The 21,824-nt window shown below is 62.0% G+C and carries 23 protein-coding genes; 9 read left to right on the forward strand and 14 right to left on the reverse strand.

What is annotated here, in order from left to right; all coding sequences use genetic code 11:
* The 5 genes from ACILRN_RS00820 to ACILRN_RS00840 form a co-directional block, all read left to right on the forward strand.
* Positions 1 to 965 (forward strand): glutamate--tRNA ligase (locus tag ACILRN_RS00820; RefSeq protein WP_395684693.1); only part of this gene is annotated, 965 nt, incomplete at its 5' end.
* A complete protein-coding gene (locus tag ACILRN_RS00825) occupies positions 962 to 1,687 on the forward strand; it encodes a glycosyltransferase family 2 protein (protein WP_395684694.1) in 726 nt (241 codons plus the stop codon). The genes ACILRN_RS00820 and ACILRN_RS00825, both read left to right, overlap by 4 nt.
* 195 nt (positions 1,688 to 1,882) lie before the next feature.
* Complete coding sequence (locus ACILRN_RS00830) at positions 1,883 to 2,176, forward strand: HU family DNA-binding protein (protein WP_395684695.1); 294 nt, start codon at positions 1,883 to 1,885, stop codon at positions 2,174 to 2,176.
* 154 nt (positions 2,177 to 2,330) lie between these two features.
* Positions 2,331 to 4,766: an FAD-dependent oxidoreductase gene (locus ACILRN_RS00835; protein ID WP_395684696.1), complete on the forward strand. Its 2,436-nt coding sequence runs from the start codon at positions 2,331 to 2,333 to the stop codon at positions 4,764 to 4,766.
* A gap of 4 nt (positions 4,767 to 4,770) precedes the next feature.
* Positions 4,771 to 5,244 (forward strand): YbaK/EbsC family protein, encoded by a 474-nt coding sequence (locus ACILRN_RS00840; protein WP_395684697.1) that lies wholly within the window; start codon positions 4,771 to 4,773, stop codon positions 5,242 to 5,244.
* Positions 5,245 to 5,257: 13 nt separating this feature from the next.
* Here ACILRN_RS00840 and ACILRN_RS00845 read toward each other — a convergent pair whose 3' ends face one another.
* From ACILRN_RS00845 to ACILRN_RS00870, 6 genes are read right to left on the reverse strand one after another with little or no spacing between them, the layout of a single operon-like run.
* Positions 5,258 to 5,788, reverse strand: a complete 531-nt coding sequence (locus tag ACILRN_RS00845; protein WP_395684698.1) for a sarcosine oxidase subunit gamma — start codon at positions 5,786 to 5,788, stop codon at positions 5,258 to 5,260.
* Positions 5,781 to 8,735, reverse strand: a complete 2,955-nt coding sequence (locus ACILRN_RS00850; RefSeq protein ID WP_395684699.1) for a sarcosine oxidase subunit alpha family protein — start codon at positions 8,733 to 8,735, stop codon at positions 5,781 to 5,783. Before ACILRN_RS00850 ends, ACILRN_RS00845 begins: the two co-directional genes overlap by 8 nt.
* Complete coding sequence (locus ACILRN_RS00855; RefSeq protein WP_395684700.1) at positions 8,732 to 8,977, reverse strand: sarcosine oxidase subunit delta; 246 nt, start codon at positions 8,975 to 8,977, stop codon at positions 8,732 to 8,734. Before ACILRN_RS00855 ends, ACILRN_RS00850 begins: the two co-directional genes overlap by 4 nt.
* Complete coding sequence (locus ACILRN_RS00860; protein ID WP_395684701.1) at positions 8,974 to 10,233, reverse strand: sarcosine oxidase subunit beta family protein; 1,260 nt, start codon at positions 10,231 to 10,233, stop codon at positions 8,974 to 8,976. Before ACILRN_RS00860 ends, ACILRN_RS00855 begins: the two co-directional genes overlap by 4 nt.
* 49 nt (positions 10,234 to 10,282) lie before the next feature.
* Positions 10,283 to 11,482 carry a multidrug effflux MFS transporter gene (locus tag ACILRN_RS00865; protein WP_395684702.1) on the reverse strand — a complete coding sequence of 400 codons (1,200 nt, stop codon included), beginning with the start codon at positions 11,480 to 11,482 and terminating at the stop codon, positions 10,283 to 10,285.
* A gap of 6 nt (positions 11,483 to 11,488) precedes the next feature.
* Positions 11,489 to 11,644 (reverse strand): hypothetical protein, encoded by a 156-nt coding sequence (locus ACILRN_RS00870; protein ID WP_395684703.1) that lies wholly within the window; start codon positions 11,642 to 11,644, stop codon positions 11,489 to 11,491.
* An 81-nt stretch (positions 11,645 to 11,725) separates the two neighbouring features.
* On the opposite strand from ACILRN_RS00870, the gene ACILRN_RS00875 reads away from it, so the two are divergent.
* The gene (locus ACILRN_RS00875) at positions 11,726 to 13,288 is read left to right on the forward strand and encodes a trimethylamine methyltransferase family protein (RefSeq protein ID WP_395684704.1); all 1,563 of its coding nucleotides are present in this window, start codon (positions 11,726 to 11,728) and stop codon (positions 13,286 to 13,288) included.
* A gap of 4 nt (positions 13,289 to 13,292) precedes the next feature.
* Here the strand turns inward: ACILRN_RS00875 and ACILRN_RS00880 are convergent, their stop codons facing one another.
* Genes ACILRN_RS00880 through ACILRN_RS00895 form a run of 4 tightly spaced genes read right to left on the reverse strand, consistent with a single transcriptional unit; the run spans position 13,293 to position 15,966 of the window.
* A complete protein-coding gene (locus ACILRN_RS00880) occupies positions 13,293 to 14,420 on the reverse strand; it encodes an aromatic ring-hydroxylating dioxygenase subunit alpha (protein WP_395684705.1) in 1,128 nt (375 codons plus the stop codon).
* Positions 14,417 to 14,713 (reverse strand): HigA family addiction module antitoxin, encoded by a 297-nt coding sequence (locus ACILRN_RS00885; protein WP_395684706.1) that lies wholly within the window; start codon positions 14,711 to 14,713, stop codon positions 14,417 to 14,419. The genes ACILRN_RS00880 and ACILRN_RS00885 overlap by 4 nt, the downstream gene beginning before the upstream one ends.
* A 7-nt stretch (positions 14,714 to 14,720) precedes the next feature.
* On the reverse strand, positions 14,721 to 15,029 hold the full coding sequence (locus ACILRN_RS00890; RefSeq protein ID WP_395684707.1) for a type II toxin-antitoxin system RelE/ParE family toxin: 309 nt from the start codon (positions 15,027 to 15,029) through the stop codon (positions 14,721 to 14,723).
* 16 nt (positions 15,030 to 15,045) lie between these two features.
* Complete coding sequence (locus ACILRN_RS00895) at positions 15,046 to 15,966, reverse strand: DMT family transporter (RefSeq protein WP_395684708.1); 921 nt, start codon at positions 15,964 to 15,966, stop codon at positions 15,046 to 15,048.
* 93 nt (positions 15,967 to 16,059) lie between these two features.
* On the opposite strand from ACILRN_RS00895, the gene ACILRN_RS00900 reads away from it, so the two are divergent.
* Genes ACILRN_RS00900 through ACILRN_RS00910 form a run of 3 tightly spaced genes read left to right on the forward strand, consistent with a single transcriptional unit; the run spans position 16,060 to position 19,048 of the window.
* Positions 16,060 to 17,517: an amidase gene (locus ACILRN_RS00900; protein WP_395684709.1), complete on the forward strand. Its 1,458-nt coding sequence runs from the start codon at positions 16,060 to 16,062 to the stop codon at positions 17,515 to 17,517.
* A 37-nt stretch (positions 17,518 to 17,554) separates the two neighbouring features.
* A complete protein-coding gene (locus ACILRN_RS00905; protein ID WP_395684710.1) occupies positions 17,555 to 18,631 on the forward strand; it encodes a DUF4432 family protein in 1,077 nt (358 codons plus the stop codon).
* Positions 18,632 to 18,688: 57 nt separating this feature from the next.
* Positions 18,689 to 19,048, forward strand: coding sequence for a hypothetical protein (locus tag ACILRN_RS00910; RefSeq protein ID WP_395684711.1), 360 nt, complete (start codon positions 18,689 to 18,691; stop codon positions 19,046 to 19,048).
* 37 nt (positions 19,049 to 19,085) lie between these two features.
* Here ACILRN_RS00910 and ACILRN_RS00915 read toward each other — a convergent pair whose 3' ends face one another.
* From ACILRN_RS00915 to ACILRN_RS00930, 4 genes are read right to left on the reverse strand one after another with little or no spacing between them, the layout of a single operon-like run.
* The gene (locus ACILRN_RS00915) at positions 19,086 to 19,889 is read right to left on the reverse strand and encodes an alpha/beta hydrolase (RefSeq protein ID WP_395684712.1); all 804 of its coding nucleotides are present in this window, start codon (positions 19,887 to 19,889) and stop codon (positions 19,086 to 19,088) included.
* Positions 19,890 to 19,891: 2 nt separating this feature from the next.
* A complete protein-coding gene (locus ACILRN_RS00920) occupies positions 19,892 to 20,515 on the reverse strand; it encodes a dimethylsulfonioproprionate lyase family protein (RefSeq protein ID WP_395684713.1) in 624 nt (207 codons plus the stop codon).
* Positions 20,508 to 20,654, reverse strand: a complete 147-nt coding sequence (locus ACILRN_RS00925) for a hypothetical protein (protein WP_395684714.1) — start codon at positions 20,652 to 20,654, stop codon at positions 20,508 to 20,510. The genes ACILRN_RS00920 and ACILRN_RS00925 overlap by 8 nt, the downstream gene beginning before the upstream one ends.
* Positions 20,655 to 20,663: 9 nt before the next feature.
* Positions 20,664 to 21,782 (reverse strand): ABC transporter ATP-binding protein, encoded by a 1,119-nt coding sequence (locus tag ACILRN_RS00930; RefSeq protein ID WP_395684715.1) that lies wholly within the window; start codon positions 21,780 to 21,782, stop codon positions 20,664 to 20,666.
* Positions 21,783 to 21,824: the final 42 nt, after the last annotated feature.

The raw sequence follows: 21,824 nt of genomic DNA on the forward strand, positions 1-21,824 counted from the left end.
CCGCCCTGAAGCTTTCCGCCGACGACAGGGCCCGCCTCGAGGCCGAGGGCCGCAAGCCTCATTGGCGCTTCCGGCTCGATGGGCGAGCCGTGGCCTGGGACGACCTGATCAGGGGGCCGCAGCACATCGACACGGCATCGCTCTCCGACCCCGTCCTGATGCGCGAAGACGGCAGTTATCTTTATACGCTGCCCTCGGTGATCGACGACATCGACTTCGGTATCACCCACGTGATCAGGGGTGAGGACCATGTGGTGAACACGGCGGTGCAGATCGAAATCACCGAGGCGCTCGGAGGCAAGCCGCCGTTCTATGCCCATCACAGCCTGCTCACGGGAGCTGACGGCAAGGGCCTGTCCAAACGCCTCGGCTCTCTCTCCATCACCGCAATGCGCGAGAGCGGCCTAGAGGCGATGGCCGTGGTGAGCCATGCAGCGCTTCTCGGCACATCCGACAACATCCATCCGTGCACGGATTACAGTGAACTGACCGAGGGCTTTGCACTGGACAAGCTGTCGCGCGCGCCTGCACGCTTCGACGAAACAGAACTCCTGCAGCTCAACGCCAGGCTACTGCATCATCTGCCCTGGGGGTCCGTGAAGGACCGGTTGCCCGGCTGTAGCGAGGCCTTCTGGCTGGCCGTTCGCGGCAATCTCACGAAACTGGGCGATGCGGAAACATGGCGGGAGGTGACCGAGGGTTCCGTTACGCCTGTGATCGGCGCAGCAGACCGTGATTTCATAAGCGCAGCACGCGGGCTTCTGCCGCCCGAGCCATGGGATGCCAGCACCTGGAAGACATGGACCGAGGCCGTCAAAGCCGGGACGGGGCGCAGGGGCAAGGAGTTGTTCATGCCGCTGCGTCTGGCCCTCACCGGGCTCGATCATGGACCGGAACTGGCCCAGCTCCTGCCGCTGATCGGGCGGGACCGGGCGTTGGAACGGCTCGAACAGCAACCAAAATGAACGGCATTTCCGTCATCATCCCCACCCGTGGGCGCCACCATTTCCTGCGAGAGGCCATTCTGAGCGTGCTGAGCCAGGCCGAACAGCCCCGCGAAATCATCGTGGTGGATGACGGCACCGGAGCAAAAGAGGCCGTGGGCCCGCTCCATCCCCTGATCCGCGTGCTCGACAACAAGCAGCGCGGCCCGGTACCGGCCCGCAACCTGGGGGTCGCCGAAGCCAAAGCTGACCTCATCTGTTTTCTCGATGACGACGACTGGTTCATCGACAAAGATTATCTCGCGTACGCAACACATGCCTGCGCGAATGGCGCAGACTTCTGCTACACCGATGGCCGACTGGTATTCGAAGATGGCCGGCCTGACCTTCCATTCGAATTTCACGCTGACGCCTCGACGCTCACGCGCGACAACACCATCCTGATCTCCGGCGTGGTCTACCGCCGCAGCCTGCATGACGGGCTGGGATTTTTCGACGAAGCCCTTCCCTATTACTGGGACTGGGACTGGTACCTGCGCGTTGCCCGCGCCGGCCATGCACTCACGCATATCGAACGGTCGTCGGTGGCCATTCGAGTGCATGCGCGGAACATGTCTGGCGAATCACTTGAAGTGGAGCGGCGCCGGAATCTCATGTTGTTTTCCACAAAGCACGGCTTGCCGCCGCTGCCGCTGAAGAACCACCTGGACATCGCGACCGGCGCAACGGGCAAGCAGACCTAGCTCCAAGCACAACTCGTAAGGCAATGTATTTACGAGATTTTTCACTCAATAACGAGTGACCTCCCCTGACAGCATGTGATTCACAAGGGTTTTTCCAGCACGCTCCAAAAAAACCCGCGTGAAATAAGGGTTTTCCCGAATCGAAAGCTTTGTTAACGGTCTCGGCCAGCCAAAACCTCAATCAAGGAGACAACCATGGCTGACGACAAGATCCAGACGATCCCCCTCTCCAAGCTGGCGGCCGAACTGGCCGAGAAGCACGAGATGTCAAAGAAGGCCGCGGCCGAGTTCCTCGGCGCCTTCGTCGAACTCACCGTCAAGAACCTGAAGAAGGGCCACAAGGTGCGCGTCACCGGTCTCGGCATCTTCCAGGTGCGCAAGCGCCCCGCCCGCATGGGCCGCAACCCGGCCACCGGCGAGCAGATCAAGATCAAGGCTTCCAAGAAGCTGGCCTTCCGCGCCGCCAAGGAAGTCAAGGACGCGATCTGAGATCAGTCCGTTTCCTGCTTGAGAGGGCTCTGCCTCCCCGCGAGGCGGGGCCCTTTCATTTTGCGGATGAATTCTTTTCACCGCCAGCGACGATTGCGGCCTATCGGCGTCCCCGCTAAAACTCCGGAAACGTCCCAATTTGCAAGGATATGCCATGAAAACCCAGGCGCGTGTGGTGGTGATCGGCGGCGGTGTCGTCGGATGCTCGGTGCTCTATCATCTCACCAAGGCGGGCTGGAAGGATGTGGTGCTGGTTGAGCGCGACATTCTCACCTCTGGCTCCACCTGGCATGCGGCGGGCGGCTTCCATACGCTGAACGGCGACCCCAATGTGGCAAAGCTTCAGGGCTACACGATCGCGCTTTACAACGAGCTTGAAAAGATTTCCGGCCAGGCCTGCGGGCTGCACCGTTCGGGCGGCCTCATTCTTGCCGATACGCCGGAGCGCATGGAGTGGCTGAAGATGGCGCATGCCCGGGCGCGCTACCTCGGCCTCGAGACCGAGATCATCTCGATGGCCGAGGCCAAGAAGATGCATCCGCTGCTGGAAGAGAAGCATTTCGTGGGCGCCATGATCGACGCCGCCGACGGCAATCTGGACCCGGAAGGCACCACCCATGCCTATGCCAAGTCGGCGCGCATCAACGGCGCCGAAATCTACCAGGACACCCGCGTCGAAGCGCTGAAGCCGCGCCAGGACGGCACGTGGGACGTGGTCACCGCCAAGGGCACGATCCATGCCGAGCATGTGGTGAACTGCGGCGGGCTGTGGGCCCGCGAGGTGGGCCGCATGGTGGGCCTCGAACTTCCGGTGCTCGCCATGGAGCATATGTATCTCGTCACCGACGAGATGCCCGAGGTCGTCGCCTACAACAAGGAGCGCGGCCACGAGCTGCCGCACATCATCGACTTCAAATCCGAAATCTACATGCGTCAGGAACGCTCCGGCATGGTGCTCGGCACCTATGAGCGGGCCTGCGTGCCGTGGAGCCCAAAACAGACGCCATGGACGTTCGGCCGCGAACTGCTGCAGCCGGACCTCGACCGCATCGCTCCCAACCTCGAGCTCGGCTACAAGCATTTCCCGGCGCTGGCCACGGCGGGCATCAAGCGCGTGATCAATGGGCCGTTCACCTTCACGCCCGATGGCAACCCGATCGTCGGGCCGGTGCAGGGGCTTCGCAATTTCTGGCTCGCCTGCGGGGTGATGGCGGGCTTCAGCCAGGGCGGCGGCGTGGGCCTGGCGCTGTCGCAGTGGATGGTGAACGGCGACCCCGGCTTCGACGTGTGGGCCATGGACTGCGCCCGCTTCGGCGAATGGGCCACCCGCAGCTACACCAACGAAAAAGTGCGCGAGAACTATTCCCGCCGCTTCTCGATCCGCTTTCCCAACGAAGAACTCCCCGCCGCCAGGCCGCAGCAGACAACTGCGCTCTATGACGTGATGCTGGCGCAGGGCGCGGTGATGGGCGACAGCTGGGGGCTTGAAACGCCGCTGTGGTTCGCGCCCAAGGGCGTGGAGCCGAAGGACATCGTCTCATTCCGCCGTTCCAATGATTTTCCGCATGTGAAGGCGGAGGTGCTGGCCACCCGCAACGGCGTGGGCGTGACCGAGATCGCCAATTTCGCGAAATACCGCTTCACCGGACCCGGCGCTGAATCCTTCCTCTCGCGCCTGATGACCAACAAGATGCCGAAGACCGGCCGCATCATCCTGACGCCGATGCTGAACCCGGCCGGCATGCTGATTGGCGACTTCACCATCGCCAAGGCCGCCGACGATTGCTTCTACATGTGGGGTTCCAGCCAGGCGCAGAAATATCACATGCGCTGGTTCGAACAGCACCTGCCCGCCGATGGTTCGGTGAAGATCCATCGCTATGACATGGGCCTGGTCGGGCTTTCGATCGCTGGACCCAAGTCCCGCGAGGTGCTGCAGCAGTTGACGGACGAGGACGTGTCGAACGCCGCGTTCAAGTTCATGGATCACCGCGCCATGGACATCGCGCACTGCCCCGCACTCATCAACCGCGTCACCTACACGGGTGATCTCGGCTATGAAATCTGGGTTGCGCCGGAATATCAGCGCCGGCTCTATCAGGAGATCATGAGGGCGGGCGCGGCGCAGGGCATCGTCAATTTCGGCATGCGGGCGCTGCTGTCGATGCGGCTCGAGAAGAACTTCCCCACCTGGTACCGCGAACTGCGCCCGATCTATGGGGGCTTCGAAGCGGGGCTCGACCGCTTCATCGACCTCACCAAGAATGATTTCGTGGGCCGCGAGGCGGCGATGGAAGAAAAGCGCACAGGCGGCAAGCTGCGACGCGTTTCGTTCTTCGTCGACGCTGGCGACGCCGATGTGCTCGGCGACGAGCCGATCTGGCACAAGGGCAAGGTGGTGGGCTGGGTCACGTCGGGTGGTTTTGCGCATTATGTGAACAAGTCGATGGCCCAGGGCTATGTGCCGAAGGACCTCGCCGGCGACACTGGCGCGGGCGCCTTCGAGATCGAGATCATCGGCGAGAACCGCAAGGCCACCATCATCACCGAGCCGCCTTTCGACCCGGAAGGAAAGCGCATGCGGTCCTGACGCCGTGCGGCCTGCGACCGACCCTCAGGCATTGCGCGTCCAGCAGGCGCTGGGGCCCGGTTTCAGCGTCGTTGCATTCGACCAGAGCACGCATACCGCGCAGGAGGCCGCCGATGCCATCGGCTGCGCGCTGGCGCAGATCGCCAAGTCGATCATTTTCCGCAGCCAGAGTGGCAAGGCGGTGCTGGTCATCGCCTCGGGCGTGAACAAGGTCGATGAGAAGAAAATCCGTGCACTGCTGGGCGAGAAGGTCGAGCGCGCCAGCCCGGACTTCGTGAAGGAGATGACCGGCTATGAGGTCGGCGGCGTGCCGCCGCTCGGCCACGCGCGGCCCTGCACGGTGTTTCTCGACGAGGACCTGAAAGCTTACCCCACCCTGTGGGCGGCGGGCGGCACGGCCACCGCGGTGTTCGAGATCGGCTTTACCAGGCTGGCGGAAGTCTCCGGCGCCACGGTGGCGGACGTGGCCAAGCGTTAGGGCAAGTACACGTTCAACAGAACTCCAGTGCCGCATCCTCCAGCACCTCCCAGACGGTGAGGGCAAAGGTCCGCATCGCATAGATGTCAAAGGCCTCTTCACCCGTACAATGCACCAGCACAGGCGTGTGATGGAGGCCGGTGAGCGCGAAAGAACCGGGCACAAACGTGCTGGCATGGACATCTACCGCCACCAGTTTTGCCAGAACCCTGCGCGCCGGCTCGCCCTCGATCGTGATGCGGGTCCTGCTGCTGGACAGCGGCGTGACGGCAAATGGACCCTGCAAGGGCGGCATCGCATCATGAGGCTGAGATGCGACAAGCCAGTACTGGCCGGGCGCGATCAAGAAAATCGTGAGGCCGCTGTTGTCCTGAGCCCGGCCCGTCGTCTCGGGCAGGGAACCAACAAGTGCCGCAAGCCTCGAGGCCATGTCGGCTGCATTCCCCGCGACCTGCGTGAGCGTGAAGCCGGGGCGTTCGCCAATCTTGAGCCTCGCGCTCTCATAAGGCTTGGCACCGGCGAGTGCTGATCTCCGCTCAAGCATGGAAGCGCGCTCCGTCCCTGTCGATGAAGTGCGGCGAGACGATCTTCAGCCTCACCTGCTCGTCTTTGAGCGGGAATGCAGCAATGATCTCCTCGCCCTGATGCCTGAGACCACCCTGGTAGAGCCCAAGCGCGATGAATGTCTGGAGTTCTGTGGACCATGTCACGGAGGTGATGTAGCCACGTCCGTGACCCTTGATTTCATCATCTGCCGCAAACAGGATCGAGCCGCCGCGCAGCTTCTTGTCGGGCTCGAGCAACTCGAGGCCCACGAGGCTCCAGCGCTCAGGACTCTGGCAATCATCGCGGAAGCGCATGGCGCGGCCGACGTAGTCTTTTTCCCGTGACGCCATCTTGCCAAGTCCGAGATCATCCAGCGTGTTGCGATGATCAAGTTCAAGGCCGGCCACGTGACCCTTCTCGATGCGAAGGCTGGCGAGAGCCTCCAGCCCATAGGGCCTGATGCCAAGCGGCGCAGCCGCCCTGAGAATGTGCTCCCACAGCGCAATCGCATGGTCTGCGGCGACATGAACCTCATAGGCGAGCTCGCCCGAGAAGGACATGCGGAGCAGGCGCACCCTGACACCGTCAAGGAGAAAGTCCCGGCAGCCCATGTGCGGAAGAGCCTCCTGCGAGACGTCGACCAAGGGAAACGCCAGTTGAAGCGCCTCGCGCGACTTGGGACCGGATACCGCCATTCCAGCCCATTCATCGGTGAGCGAGGCCAGTTGAACGTCGAGTTCCGTCCAATGGCATTGCAGCAGATATTCCAGCCATGACATGACCTCACCGGCTTGGGCGGTGGTGGTGGTCATGTAGAATTGCGTGTCGGACAGGCGCGCCGTGGTGCCGTCATCGATCACCACGCCATCATCGTTCAGCATCACACCATAGCGGATCTTGCCAACCGGCAGCTTCGCAAAGCCATTGACGTAGACCCGGTTCAGGAATTGAGCTGCGTCCGGCCCCTGCACGTCGATCTTGCCCAGCGTCGAGACATCAGCGAGACCTACGCCTTTGCGCACCAGTTCCATTTCCTTCACGTAAGCTGTTTCCGGCGAGGATCCCGCCCAGGCATAGTACCAGGCGCGCTTCCACACGCCGGCGTCGATGAAGGTCGCACCGTTCTTCTGGTGCCAGTCATGCAGTGGCGAGCGCCGTACCGGGCGGAAGTGTGACCCGATCGTGCGCCCTGCGATGGCGCCCATGGCAAGCGGCGTATAGGGCGGGCGGAACGTTGTCGTGCCTGCCTGCGGAATGCTGACGCCGCGATAATCAGCCATCAGCGCGAGGGCGTTGATGTTGGATGTCTTGCCCTGATCAGTTCCCATGCCCAGCGTGGTGTAACGCTTCATGTGCTCGACGGACTCGTAGCCCTCCTGATGCGCGATCTTCACATCAGTCACGGTGACGTCATTCTGGAAATCGATGAAGGCCTTACCCTTGCCATCCTGCGGCGGCACCCACAGCGGCAGGATGGAGTAGCTGCGGTCAACCGTCGTCTCCGGCGCATAGACTGGCCGCGTCTTGCCAAGGCCCACGGCAGCCGCGGCCGAGGCCCCGGCATTGGCGCCACCAGCCACCGCAGCAGCAAGGCCGAAGGTGCCCATCATGGCACCCGCGCCGAAATGACCGGGCGCAAATCCACCAGGCACGAAGGCCGCAATGGCCTCATCGTAGCGAGGCTTGATGCCACCATGCGAGGACAGATGAACGGCAGGTGACCAGCCGCCCGACATGCCAACGGCATCGCACTCGATTGTCACGGCATGGGCTCCGGCGAGACGCACACGCTTCACGGCCTTGCCGCCCTCGATGTCGGCAATGCCCGTGCCGGCAAAGACGGCAACGCCCGAAGCCCCCGCCTGGGTGAGTAGATCTGCAGATACCGCGGAACGATGATCCGCGACAGTCACGGCTACACCAGCCGCCGCCAGCGAGAACGCGGCCGCATAGGCACTGTCGTTGTTGGTCGCCACCACCGCACGCCGGTACGGCACCACCGCAAACCTGTTGGCATAGCTTCGCAATGCCGATGCCAGCATCACGCCGGGACGGTCGTTGTTGGAAAAGATGAGGGGGCGTTCGATGGCGCCCGTCGCCAGGACAACAGTCCTCGTACGCAGCTGGATGAGCACCACGCGCGGCTGACCCTTTCGCGGGTCCGGCTTCAGATGATCACGCCGCTCGGCCAATACGGCGAGGTTGCCATCATAGAGCCCCTGCACTGTCGTGCGGGTCAGAAGTTCGACATCAGCCAGCGACTGGAGTTCCCCAATGCAGTGCTTGCGCCAGTCTTCGAGTTGCACATCGCCTGCGCACAGCAGGCTACCGCCCATTTCGCTGTCCTGCTCGGCCAGCACCACCCGCGCACCGCTGCGCGCCGCAGTCAGCGCCGCGGAAAGGCCGGCAGGACCGCTGCCCACAACGAGCACATCCGCAAATGCATGACGCATCTCGTAGCGGGCCGGGTCAGCCCGATCGGTGGCAGAGCCCAGCCCAGCGGCTTTCCGGATGAAAGGTTCATAGAACATCCATGAACCCTTCGTCGGGCCCATGAAGGTCTTGTAGTAGAACCCGGACTGAAACAGCGGGGCAAGCACTGAGTTGACCGCCATCAGGTCAATATCCGGCGAAGGCCAGGCATTTTGCGGCCTGGCCACGAGGCCGTCCACGAGGTCCACCATGGTTCCCGGGATGTTTGGTTCCTGCAGGGCGCCCTCGCCAAGCGTAAACAATCCGTTCGGTTCCTCTGCCCCGGCAGAGAAGATGCCACGCGGCCGGTGATACTTGAAGCTTCGGCCAATCAGCAGCGGGCCGGAAGCCAGCAGAGCGGACGCAAGCGTGTCTCCGTCAAAGCCCTCGAGCGGCTTTCCTGCGAAGCGAATGGTGACCGGCTTGCCGCGGTCGATGCGGCCGCCAGTGGGCATCCTGCGGAAATGGCTCATGGCTGTTCACCCATGACGGCATTGGTTGCGGTATTGCGCGTCAGCCTGAACCAGCGGCGGCAGCCCAGCACATGCTGCCAATATTCCGTATGCGGACCTTTTGGATTGTCGAACAGGAAGTAGTAGTCATGCCACGTCTTGAGGTCTCCCGTGCCATGAGACGGGCGCTGCTTCGTGGCGTCTCCGCCATAACGAAACTCCGCAACGTCACGGTCACCGCAATGTGGGCATGGAATGATCATTGCTTGTAGGTCCAGTTGCCAATGCCAAACTCGTCGAGTTCACGGCCTTTTTCGAATCGATCGAGGCCAAAATCACGAACAAGCTCATGCTCCTGATCATGGGCGATGGTGTGGGCGAAGGTCCAGCCGGATGCTGGCGTGGCCTTGAAACCCTGATAGCACCAGCCACCGTTGAGATAGAGGCTCCTGATGCCGGTGCGGCAGATGAAGGGGCTGCCATCGGGCGTCATGTCCTGGATGCCGCCCCAGTGCCGCAGAAGCCTGAGGCGGGACACGAAGGGCATCAGCGAAACGGCGCATTCCGCCACCGTCTGAATGCGGCTGAACTGGCCGCGCTGGGTGTAGGTGTTGAAACCGTCGATGTGGCCTCCGAATACCAACCCACCCTTGTCCGACTGCGACAGATAGAAGAGTTCTGCCCCCCAGGACACGACATGATGCACAATGGGTTTGATGGGCTCAGTGACGAAGGCCTGCAGGATGTGGCTTTCAACCGGAAGCCTGAGGCCCGCCATGCCCGCCACATGCGAAGTGTGACCTGCGACTGCAATGCCTACCTTACCTGCGCCAATGCGCCCGCGCGAGGTTTCAACGCCGGTCACACGGCCATCCGTCATGCTGAAACCGGTGACCTCGCAATTCTCGATGATATCGACGCCGAGGGCAGAGGCGGCGCGGGCATAACCCCAGACGACGGCATCATGGCGCGCCGTGCCGGCCCGCGGCTGGTAGATTGCGCCATGAATGGGCCAGCGCGCCTCTTTGGAATAGTCCAGATAGGGCAGCAGCTTCTGTACCTCGGCGCGGTCGAGCAACTCAGCATCGATACCGTTGAGCCGCATGATGTTGCCGCGGCGGGCGAAGACGTCGACCTGCGAGGGGCTGACCGCCAGCACCACCTGGCCACGCTGCGAGACCATGCAGTTGAAATTAAGCTCATGGCTCAGACCTTCCCAGAGCTTGAGTGAATGCTCGAAGAATGCAGTGTTGCCGCCGATCATGTAGTTGGACCGGATGATCGTGGTGTTGCGGCCCGCGTTGCCTGAGCCGATGTAGCTGCGCTCCAAGACTGCGACATTGCGGATGCCGTGGTTCTTCGCCAAATAATAGGCCGTGGCAAGACCATGGCCGCCACCACCCACGATGATCACATCATAGGACGGCTTGGGATCGGGCGAGGCCCATGCGCGCGGCCACTCGAGATCGGGCTGCAGGGCGTGGCGGGCGAGCGCGAGGGCTGAGTAATGCTTTGTCACGGTATCTGTGCTATCAGACTTGACGCGGTCCGGGCAAGATGTGGAAATCTCACCGGCGCGGCCTGTCTGCCCATTTGGTCACCAGCAGCGCCAGAAGCCCCAAAACGGCAAATCCGGCCACCAGTGGTATTACGGTTCCGTCATACATCTGACCGATCACGCCTCCTGTCAGGATCGCAATCAGCGAAGAGAGCGAGCCCGAAATCGCCGCTGCCATGCCGGCGATCCGGCCCATTGGCTCCATGGCGATGGCATTGAAATTGCCAAACAGCAGGCCGCTGCAGAAGAAGCTGATCAGCAGGAAGGCAGCGAGCGCCCAGAGCGGGGGATGGCCGCCAGCCAACAAGCAGTAGACGAGGAAGGCAGACGAGAGTGCGACGAGGCCGCGCAGCGCGAGGCCTGAAAGCCGACGCATGCCATAGCGCATGACGAGCCGCGCATTGACCAGCATGGCCATGGCAATTCCCGCTGCGAACAGCGCGAACCAGAGCGCGAAGTAGGCTCCCTGTCCGTACTGTTCGGCAAAGATCTGCTGAGAGGTTCCAAGGTAGATGATGAAACTGCCAAACACGAGCCCGGAAGCAAAGGTATACCCCATTGCCACCGGATGGCGCAGAACCTCGCCAGCCGCAGCGAGCAGAGCTGCCGGCGAGAGGCTGAGGCGCTTCTCCGGGGGGAGTGTCTCTTCCTGCCGCAGCCAGAGCCACAGGCCTGCAATCAGTCCGGTGATCAGGAAACCGAGAAAGATCATGCGCCAGCTGGAAACGGCAAGCACCAGCTGTCCGATACTGGGAGCAAGCATGGGCACGAGCATGAATACCATCATGACGAGCGACATGACCCGCGCCATGGCGGCACCCGCCTGCCCATCGCGAACCATAGCGATTGACACGATCCGAGGCGCGGACGCACCGAAACCCTGCACCAGGCGGCCGATGATCAGCATTGGGAAGTTCACCGCGAACAGGCAGATGAGAGAGCCCACCGCAAAGAACACGAGACCAACGCCGATCGCCGGCTTGCGGCCGATGGCATCAGAACCCGGCCCATAGACCAGAGTGCCAAGCGCCATGCCGGCAAAAAAGGCGGTCACGATATATTGCCGGCTGTTGGAGTCAGCGGCGCGAAGCTCCGTGGCAATGGTGCCAATCGCCGGCAGCATGGTGTCGATCGACATTGCCGTCATGGCATTCAGGAGCGCCACGAGCAGAATGAATTCGACGGAAGGAAGACGCCGGGTCTGCGTCATGCCGCATTAGCCGCACAGGGCCCCGCACCAGCCACCTTCTGCCTCGTCCTGGTGACCACGGTATTCATCAAGCCCACGATTCGCCTTCCACATGCCCGAGGCGCCATCATAGTCGGCCTTGTCCCAAGATGACAGACGGGCGAGGCGTCGTTTCCCGGCCACGGTCTGACGTTTCCCTTCACGACCCCAAGCCAGGTTGAGCCTAAACCGGGTTGACGTGAAAACTTCTCAACAGGTTGGCCCATGACCGACGTACAAACCGCTTCCGCCCCGACTGCCGGCCGCCGAGCGCGTGGTGGCGGAGCGGATGCCCGCCGCGCAGCCCGCACTTCCACCGCGATCCGCCAGGCGGGCTTCATCCGTCGCGCCATCAAGACCTACGAGCCCTTCAGCACCGAGCAGTTGGAACTGATCGAGAATAATGCCGAGACCGTGCTGCAGGAAATCGGCCTCAATTTCTATGAAGATGACGAAGCCATTGCCATGTGGAAAGCCGCCGGTGCGGATGTATCCGGAACCCGCGTGCGCTTTCCCAGGGGCCTGGTGCGCTCGCTCATCAAGACCGCGCCACGCGAATATGTGCAGCATGCAAGGAACCCGGCCAACAACGTCACCATCGGCGGCAACAGCATGGTATTCGCACCCGTCTATGGCCCACCCTTCATCCGCAACCTCGACGAGGGCCGCCGCTATGCGACGATCGAGGATTTTCGCAACTTTGCCAAGCTCGTCTACATGCTGCCCAGCCTGCATCATGCGGGTGGCACGCTGTGCGAGCCTGTGGATATTCCGGTGGCCAAGCGTCACCTCGACATGGTGTACAGCCACATCAAATACTCCGACAAGCCGTTCATGGGCTCGGTCACGGCAGGTGAACGTGCCGCTGATTCAGTTGCAATGGCCGAAATGGTGTTCGGCAAGGAGTTTGTCGATCAGAACTGCGTGATGACCAGCCTGATCAATGCCAATTCACCCATGGTCTGGGATGGCGTGATGCTGGGCGCGCTCAAGGTTTATGCCCGGGCCAATCAGGCGACCGTGATCTCGCCCTTCATCGTGGCGGGCGCCATGTCGCCTACCACCGCTGTCGGAACACTTACCCAGATCCTTGCGGAGGCTTCAGTCGGCATTGCCTTCACGCAGCTGTGCAGGCCGGGTGCACCGGTGGTGTTCGGCACCTTCGCAGCCTCCATGTCGATGCAATCGGGCGCGCCGACCTTCGGCACGCCGGAACCGGCACACATCACGCTGGGCGCCGCACAGCTGGCACGCCGCATGGGCGTGCCGTTCCGCTCCGGCGGCAGCCTTTGCGGATCGAAAATTGCCGACGCCCAGGCTGCCTATGAAAGCGCCAACACCATGTGGCCCACCCTGCTGGCCGGGGTCAACTTCTGCCTTCATGCCGCAGGCTGGCTGGAGGGCGGGCTGTCGTCTGGCTACGAAAAGCTGATCATGGATGCCGACCAGCTGTCGATGTTCCAGAAATTCGCGGCCGGCGTCGACTTCTCCGAAAACGGCCAGGCCATGGACGCGATCCGCGAAGTGGGACCGGGTGCGCATTTCCTCGGCTGTAGCCATACACAAGCCAATTTCGAAACTGCCTTCTGGCGCTCTCAGCTCGCCGATAACAACTCCTTCGAGCAATGGCGCGACGATGGTGGCAAGGACATCGTGCAACGGGCCAACGCACGCTGGAAGCAGATGCTAAGCGACTATCAGGCCCCGCCACTCGACGAAGGCATTGATGAGGCGCTGAACGAATTCATCGCCCGGCGCAAGGCTGTGCTGCCTGACAACGTAAGCTGACGGCTCAGGCCGCCGCGGCCATGGCCTTCAGAAGCCAGCGGTGAAAGCGGTCGATTTCATATTCCTCCGGCATGAGCCGTCCGCGGATGAAGGCTGGCGAGGAGAGCCCGCGCTGATTCATCTCGGCGGCGGCGCCATCCTGCATGAGAACCGTCTTGGCGAAGCTGGCAACCTGTGCGGCATCGAAGCCGGGCTGCGCCAGAGTGGCTTCCGGGAAGTACCACTCCACTGTCAGCCTGGTGCGTTCCGGCGATAGCGGCACGATCCTTACGGCGCGCACATAATCGACATGGGCCACAACATATAGCGATGGCCAGACCGTCACGAAGCTGTAGCCGCGCTGGCGCTCCTCTTGCGTGAGCTGCGGAAATACCGGGCCGCAGGGCTTTCCGTCCGGCGTCCAGCTCTCGGCACCCTCCCGGAGATTGCGGCGGACAGGTTGCTCCGGAGTCCAGCCTAGCGCTTCCGAAGCGCCCATGATGCCCTCGCCATAGACCGGCACCATCTCGCAAAGTTCAGGGTGAATTCCGGGGCAATGCAGGCATTCTGAATAATTCTCCCAGAAGACCTTCCAGTTGCAGGCCAGTTCCTTTTCCCAGAGATGGCCAACCGAAAGTCCTGCAATGGGCCAGTTGTCGAGCGTTGCGAGCGGAACATCCGCGGCGAGCGGCACCTCTGCCGTGCTGGCATTGAGAAATACAAAACCCTGCCACTGCCTGACCGCCACCGGCAACAGGCCATGGGAAGCCCGGTCGAAATCCGCCGTCGGCCGCGCAGGGCCTGTGGCCACGAGCGCGCCATCGGCAGCGCTGTAGGACCACGCATGATACGGACAGGTGATCAGTTTCCCCACTGGCCGGTCTGCCGCGCAGAGTTCGGCCCCGCGATGCCGGCAGACGTTATGATAGGCGGCAATCCCACCCTCGCCGTGGATCACAATCACCGGCATGTTTCCCAGGATCAGCCGGCGCAGCTGGCCTTCTGGGAAATCGGCAAGTCTTCCTGCGCACTGCCACTGCCGTGCAAAAACTGTTTCCATCTCACGCGCGAACCATCGAGGATCGATGTAAGCCTCACGCGGCAGACTTTCCGGGCAATGATCAAGGCGGGGCGAGAGCGGGTGGTGGGTCATGCCGCGGCCAGCAGCTCGATGCCGGATACGTCAATCTCCTCGCGCGCCCGCGCCAGATCCCACGCGCGCTGAAGGTTCATCCAGTATTCGGCGGTAGTGCCAAACACCCGGCCCAGGCGCATCGCGGTATCGGCCGATACGGCGGTCTCACCCCTCACCACCCGCTCGATGCAGGTGCGAGGCACATTGACCCGCTTGGCAAGGGCGATTGGGGTCAATCCAAGCAGCGCGAGGTAGCGTTCCCGAAGAACGTCGCCAGGATACGGTGGATGGTCAAGCAAGGACATGGACATGGCTCCCTCAATCATAGCCGGCAATCTCAACGCCCGCCGGCCCCTGCTCCGTCCGTTTGAAACAGATCCGCCATTGATCGTCGACCCTCACGCAATGCTGGCCGGCGCGCTTGACCCGGAGTGCCTCAAGATGACTTCCGGGCGAAAAACAAAAGTCCTCGAGAACCACTGCCGCATCGGGCGCCGAGAGCATCGCCCTGGTTCTTCTGATCGGACCAGGCAGAAATCGCCTGCCGAAACCGTTCCGAAGCGCACCTGCCGCAAGCTTTCCCTGAACACTCACGATCGCAGCGTTGCGTATCATGGTACGGTACATGTCGCAAGAGATCGGCTCAGGCGGGGGCGGGGCTCTTCAGCTCCCGCCAGCTGTGATAGCCGACACCGCCCACCACCAGCGCGGTGCCAATGGCATGGGCCAGCGTAAACTCCTCCCCAAGCAAGATAACGGCAAAATAGATTGTCAGCAGTGGCGACACATTGGAAATGATGGCGGTTGATGTTGCACCGATGCGCGCAAGTCCCGCATTGACGAAGAAGGAGGGGATCACGGTAGCCAGCAGGCCGGTTCCCGCCGCCAGGAGAAAGTAATGGGTGGACATCGACGTATCGAGCCCGCCCCGCATGAGCGCCACATGCAGGAGTGTCGTCACGGCCGCCGCCGACAGAGCGATCGAGGTGAAGAGCGCAGATCCCATCTCGCCAATATAGCGCTTGGCTACCAGCTGGTAGATCGCAAAGGCCACGGCCGACCCCAGTACCAGCACCGTTCCCAGCAGAATGTTGGGGCCGCCCAGCGAAAAATCGGAAATGAAGACTGTGGCCAGCCCGAGATAGGTAACGAATGCGGCAATGACCGCCGATGCAGTCAGCCGCAGACCGAACAGGGCAGCGCCGATGAAGATGAGAAAGATCGGATAGGTGAACAGCGCGAGGCGCTCCAGCTGAGCCGTGACGTAGAGAAGCCCGGTGAAATCGAGAATCATGGCGAGGTAGTAGCCAACGAGGCCGATGCCGATCGCGCCTGCCACCGATGACCGCTGGGGCATGGGCTGCCCATCCCGCTTCCGGCGCAAGATCTCAAACAGCCCGACGGCGGCGAAGACCGGAAGCGCGAACATCATGCGCCAGGCAAGGATCAGCAGGGCATCCGGGCGCTCGAGATAGGCAAGCTTCACGAAAATCGCCTTCGACGAAAAGAGCGTGGCGCCCGCAATGACGAGCAGATACCCGATGATGAGGCCACGACGGTCCATGGGGGCTGTCTACACGTTGGACGCACGCCCGTCTGCAGGGGGTCTTGCAGTTCTGGCATGCAGGGTTAGGCTGGCTCCGCGATAGGAGTTTTCATGCAAGTCCGCCCCCTGCACTTCCGTTCCGCCACTGAGTTGGCGCGGCTGTTGCGCGCCAGAAAGACCACGGCCACCGCCCTGCTCGAAGCCTGCCTGGCGCAATACGAAAGACACAACGGCCGGGTCAATGCCGTAGTGGTCACGGATCTCGTGCGGGCCCGCAAGGCGGCGTCGGCCGCAGACCGGCGGCTGAGGGCCGGACAGCCCAAGGGTCCGCTTGACGGCGTGCCAATGACCGCCAAGGAAAGTTTTGACTGGTCTGGTACACCGTCAACTTGGGGCGACCCGCGCTTCAAGGACAACATTGCGTCGGTTGATGCGGCTGCAATCACCCGGCTCACTGCGGCCGGCGCCATCATCTATGGCAAGACAAACGTGCCGCTGATGCTGGCAGACTGGCAGAGCTACAACAGCATCTATGGCACCACCAGCAATCCGTGGGATCTCACTCGCTCTCCCGGCGGCTCATCCGGTGGTTCCGCTGCTGCCCTTGCCTCCGGCATGACCGCGCTCGAGATCGGGTCCGACATCGGCGCCTCGATCCGCAACCCGGCGCATTACTGCGGCGTCTACGGCCACAAGCCGACCTACGGCTTGGTACCCTATCAGGGCCATCTGCTTCCTGGCATGGTGCAGCCGGGCGACATTACGGTAGCAGGGCCTCTGGCCCGCTCGGCCCGGGATCTTGCCACCATGATGAAGGTTCTGGTGGGCCCAACCGGTCCTGATGCACGGGGCTGGTCGGTAAAACTTCCACCCGCAAGACAACGGTCCCTCAGGGACTTTCGCGTGGCCGTGATGATGACAGACAGTCAGTCCGAGGTGGACCTTCCCGTCCAGGACCTCCTCGGAAAGCTCACCCAGTTCCTCGGCAAGCGCGTCAAGGCACTGTCCACGACGGCAAGGCCAGGCTTTTCCACCAAAGAGGCCATGGACATTTATATAGGGTTGCTACGTTCGGCTGGCAGCCGCCGCCAGTCTGACGCAGAATTTGCGGCCAATGCACAGCGGGTCGCTGCATCTGATCCGCAAGACGACAGCTATCTCGTGAAGATGCTGCGCGCCTATGTCCTGCACCATCGCGACTGGCTGAAATACAATGAGCGGCGTCACCAGATGCGTCTGTTGTGGGATTCGTTCTTTGATGACTGGGACGTCATGATCTGTCCGGTGGCTGCCTCGGCGGCATTCCCGCACAATCAGACCGGCGAGCGCCACGAACGGACCATAATGGTCAATGGCAGGCCCGTGGCAACGACGGATCAGCTGTTTTGGGCGGGCTATTCCGGATGCTTCTACCTGCCCTCGACCGTGGCGCCGATGGGCCTGACACCAGACGGCCTTCCTGCCGGAGTCCAGATCATCGCGCGGCAATATGGTGATTTCACGTCAATCCGCTTTGCCGAACTGCTCGAGTCGCAATATGGTGGCTTCGTCGCTCCGCCCGGATATTGAGGGGCGAGGCAAATCACTGTCTCCAGAGGTTGATCGCATGTCCATCCGGCTTGATCTCCACTCCGTGCAATTCGGCGACAAGGAACGCCTGGTTGCCGAAGGTGGCGGCTTTTATGTTGCCGCATTCAGGTATGACAGCGGCATCGCGGCACTCCGTGTGAGAAGCCGGCGCGGGGAAATCATCGTGCTGCCCTTCATGGGCCACCAGATCTGGTCCTGTGTCTTCGACGGCCGCAACCTGACCATGAAATCAATGTTCAGCGAGCCGGTGCGCACCAACCACTATCTTGAAACCTATGGTGCGTTTTTCATTCACTGCGGCGCAACGGCGATTGGCGCCCCGGGGCCCACGGACCGCCATCCGCTTCATGGAGAGTTGCCGCTGGCACCCTTCCAGAAAGGATGGATCGAGATCGACGAAGTCCGCGAGACCTGTGCCATCATTGGAACCTATGAGCACACAGTGGCCTTTTCCTACCATTATCTGGCCACGTCGACCTATGTGATGCAGGCAGACTCGACCTTGCTCGACGTCTCGCTTCAGGTCGACAATCTCAAGAAGACCCCCATGGATCTGATGTATCTCGCGCATGCCAATTTCCGGCCCGTGGACAATGGCGAACTCGTCTACTCGGCTCCCTACACGCCGCAGGCCGTGCGGGTGCGCAAGTCAATCCCCGCCCACATCACGCCAAAGCCCGGCTATCGCGAATTCCTCGAGGAACTGGCGGTCAATCCCGCAATCCACCACATGCTGCGCCCCGATCTCGCCTTTGACCCTGAAGTGGCGATGATGATCGACATGAAGGCCGGCGAGGACGGGTTTGCACATGCGTTGCTAAAGCATCCCGGCGGCTTCAGCGACTACATGCGCTACCGGCCGGAGCAGTGCGGCCAGTGCTGCCGCTGGATATGCCGCACGCCGGACCAGGACGCGATCGGCATGGCCTTCCCCTGTACATCGGAGGTTGAGGGTTACACGGCTGAGAAAAAGAAGGGCCTCTACGCGGTGGTCGAGGGCGGCAAGTCCTGGCGTGTGGACATGAGAATGGGCGCACTGTCCGCTGCCGAAACCGCGGCGGTCGTTCGCGAAATCCAGGCCATCACGGGCTGACCTGATCCTCCAGCCGGGAGGGAGCGTACCCACCACACAATGTGGGAGAAAATCATCATGAAGAACTTCATCTCGGCTGCCCTTGCGGCAGCTTTTATTGCTGTTGGCGGCGCTGCGTGGGCCGGGGGCACGGCCACGGGCGAGCAGATTTCAACCGCCATTTCTGGCAACACCGTTCAGGGCAGCATGATCGCCTCAGGCGCCTACACTGAGTTTTACGGCGCCGATGGCGTCATCAAGGGCAAGGACTATTCCGGCAAATGGCGCGTCGAGGCGGACACCATGTGCTTCCAGTATGGCACTGACCCGGAAGCCTGCTGGCAGGTCAAGATCGATGGTGACCAGGTGACCTGGGTGAAGAACGGCAAGGACGATGGGACCGGCACCATCGTGAAGGGAAATCCGAACAATTTCTGATTACGATCGCGCCCGTTGACTGGTCGCGCCGCTCAAACTACGGCGCGACCATTGTCTTTTCAAAAAAATCTATCTCGCGCGCCCATACGGCAGGGGCGGCAATGATCTCGTGACCAGCCTGCGGTATGATGACCAACTCCTTGGGATCATTGGCCATGGCGTGAAGCGCTTTGCCCTGGCTGGCGGGCACCACCCTGTCCTCATCGCCATGCTGAATGAGCAGGGGAACGTTCACCGCTTCGATGTGATCGCGTGAACGAAACTGGTCCTTCATAAGCAGCCTGACGGGCAACCACCAGTAACGCTCCGCCGCCACATCGACCGCTGCGGTAAAGGGTGCTTCCAAAGCCACTGCGGCGACCGGCCTTGCAGCCGCCAGCTGGACGGCAACGCCTGTGCCAAGCGATTCGCCCACCACCGCGATCCTGTCGGCCTGGACGCCCTGCCCGAGAAGATGATCGTAGGCCGTCACCGCATCGAGCAACAATCCCTGTTCCGACACCGTTCCGGAACTGCGGCCATAGCCACGGTAGGATACGAACAGGGCGCCGAAACCCCGTGCCTGGTAAAACGCCATGCGCTCGGACCTATCCGCCAATTCGCCGCCATTGCCGTGGAAGAACAGGACAACGGGCATGCCAGACTTTGGTGCGGCCTGCCAGACCACGATGGTTTCACCATCCGCAGTGGCGAGCTGTTTCTCGACAACACCGGCCAGGCCCACGGCTTCAGGCGGTGTTCCGATGCGGGAAGGAAAATATTGCAGGCTGCGCTGCTGGAAATACATGAACAGCGCGATGGCGGCGTAACCAGCGCCCGCGAGCAAAATCAGCCGCAGCACCCTCACGTCACCCTGAGTCGCGCCGGCGTCGCGGTGTCGCGCGTCCAGCTCCACACGGCCAGCAGCGGCATGTCCCTGGTGATCGTGGCATGCATTGCCATTGGTGCATGCCAGATGGTGGCACCCTGCTGCTTTTCCACAAAGGGCCCGCTGTCAACGCTCCAGTGGCTGGCTGTGGTGAGCGGCCAGTAGAGCTCGGGAGCGGGATGAAAGTGATCGCGGTAATGACGTTCCGGGCCCAGCATGAGAAGCCCAAGCAGGAAATCATCCCCCGGGAAGAAGCCATTGGGACCGATGATTTCTGCCCAGCCGTAATTCGCGGTAAAGCCCTCGCCCAGCAGTGCGTCGCTGTAGCACGCTGACTGGCGCCACTGCAGACTTTCCTCGACAGACGCAATGGCGGCTGCAAGGTCGGCATCGAGCAGCATCGCCTCGCCCAAACAGTGCGGCAGATGTGCAAGCACGGGGAGGGCGCGTGGCTCCGGCGCAGCGAAACGAGCAGTGTCCAGATCCTGTTGGGCAAGGCGATCCAGTACATCGGCAACGCCCTCGCCATGACGCGCACCAAGCCCGCGGGCAACCGCGCCGATCAACCAGCGCACATTATCTTGCAGAGTCTCAACCACCGGTGAAGGCCTCCCGCAGGACCCGGCCTGCTCGCGACAGCGCCGTTCGGCTGCGGTTACGGCCGGACGCGATCAGACACATGAATCTGGCGGCCTCGCGAGGAATGCGACGAACCGGAAGCCCGCCGCTGAACATCATGACATCATCTCAGTGGCGGAACTCGGCATAGTCGAGGGCACGGCAATCAGCAGCCTTCCACCCGACATTCACCTCACGGCCCTGGCTGACCCCGCCAGCGGCACCCTTGTTTGGCACCTTGACGATGAAGTTGTCATCCCCCGCAACTTCCAGCCGGGCACGAATATGATCGCCAAGATAGATGAGCTCTGCAATCCGCGCCTTGAGGACCACGTCGGACGACTGGTTGGCGGGATTGATCTCGACACGCTCCGGGCGCACCGAGAGCAGCGTGCGGCCACCCTTTTCGCGCGATCCGATCGCCAGCGCCTTGACCATCTCGCCCGTCTCGAGGCGCACCGTGGCCACATTGTCCGCCCCGATCTCGGCAACCGTGCCCTTCAGCTTGTTGTTTTCTCCGATGAACTGCGCCACGAAGGAATTGACCGGCCGCTCATAGAGATCGGCAGGCGTCGAGAGCTGCTGCACCACGCCATCATTGAACACCGCAATGCGGTTCGACATCGTCAGAGCCTCCGACTGGTCATGCGTGACGTAGACGATTGTCACGCCAAGGCGCTCATGGATGTGCTTGATCTCATATTGCATCTGCTCGCGCAGCTGCTTGTCGAGCGCACCGAGTGGCTCATCCATCAGGACAAGGTCAGGCTCAAAGACAAGGGCGCGGGCCACCGCGATGCGCTGCTGCTGCCCGCCAGACAACTGGCTTGGGCGGCGGGTGCCCATCTGCGGCAGTTCGACCATCTTCAGAACCTTGGCAACCCGCTCCTCGATCTCAGCCTTCGGCACATTCCGCACCTGCAGCGGAAACGCCAGGTTCTCGTTGATCGTCATGTGCGGGAACAGCGCGTAGTTCTGGAACACCATGCCGATGCCGCGCTTGTGCGGCGGCACGTTGTTGATCGGCTGGCCCTTGAGATAGATTTCGCCATGGGTGGCCGGCTCGAAGCCTGCCAGCATCATCAGGGTGGTGGTCTTGCCCGATCCCGACGGGCCGAGCATGGTCAGGAATTCGCCCTTGGCGATGTCAAGATTGAGATTCTTGACGACAAGTGTTTCCCCGTCATAGCTCTTCTGCACATTGGCGAAGCGAACCATCGCTTCGCTTGCTGGACCGTCTGTGGCCATTCCCCAGTTCCCCACCCTTCGCCGACCCTGTATTTATGATAA

Origin of the sequence: Aestuariivirga sp. (genome assembly GCF_044238155.1) — a bacterium.
In the GTDB taxonomy this organism is placed as follows: Bacteria; Pseudomonadota; Alphaproteobacteria; order Rhizobiales; family Aestuariivirgaceae; genus Aestuariivirga.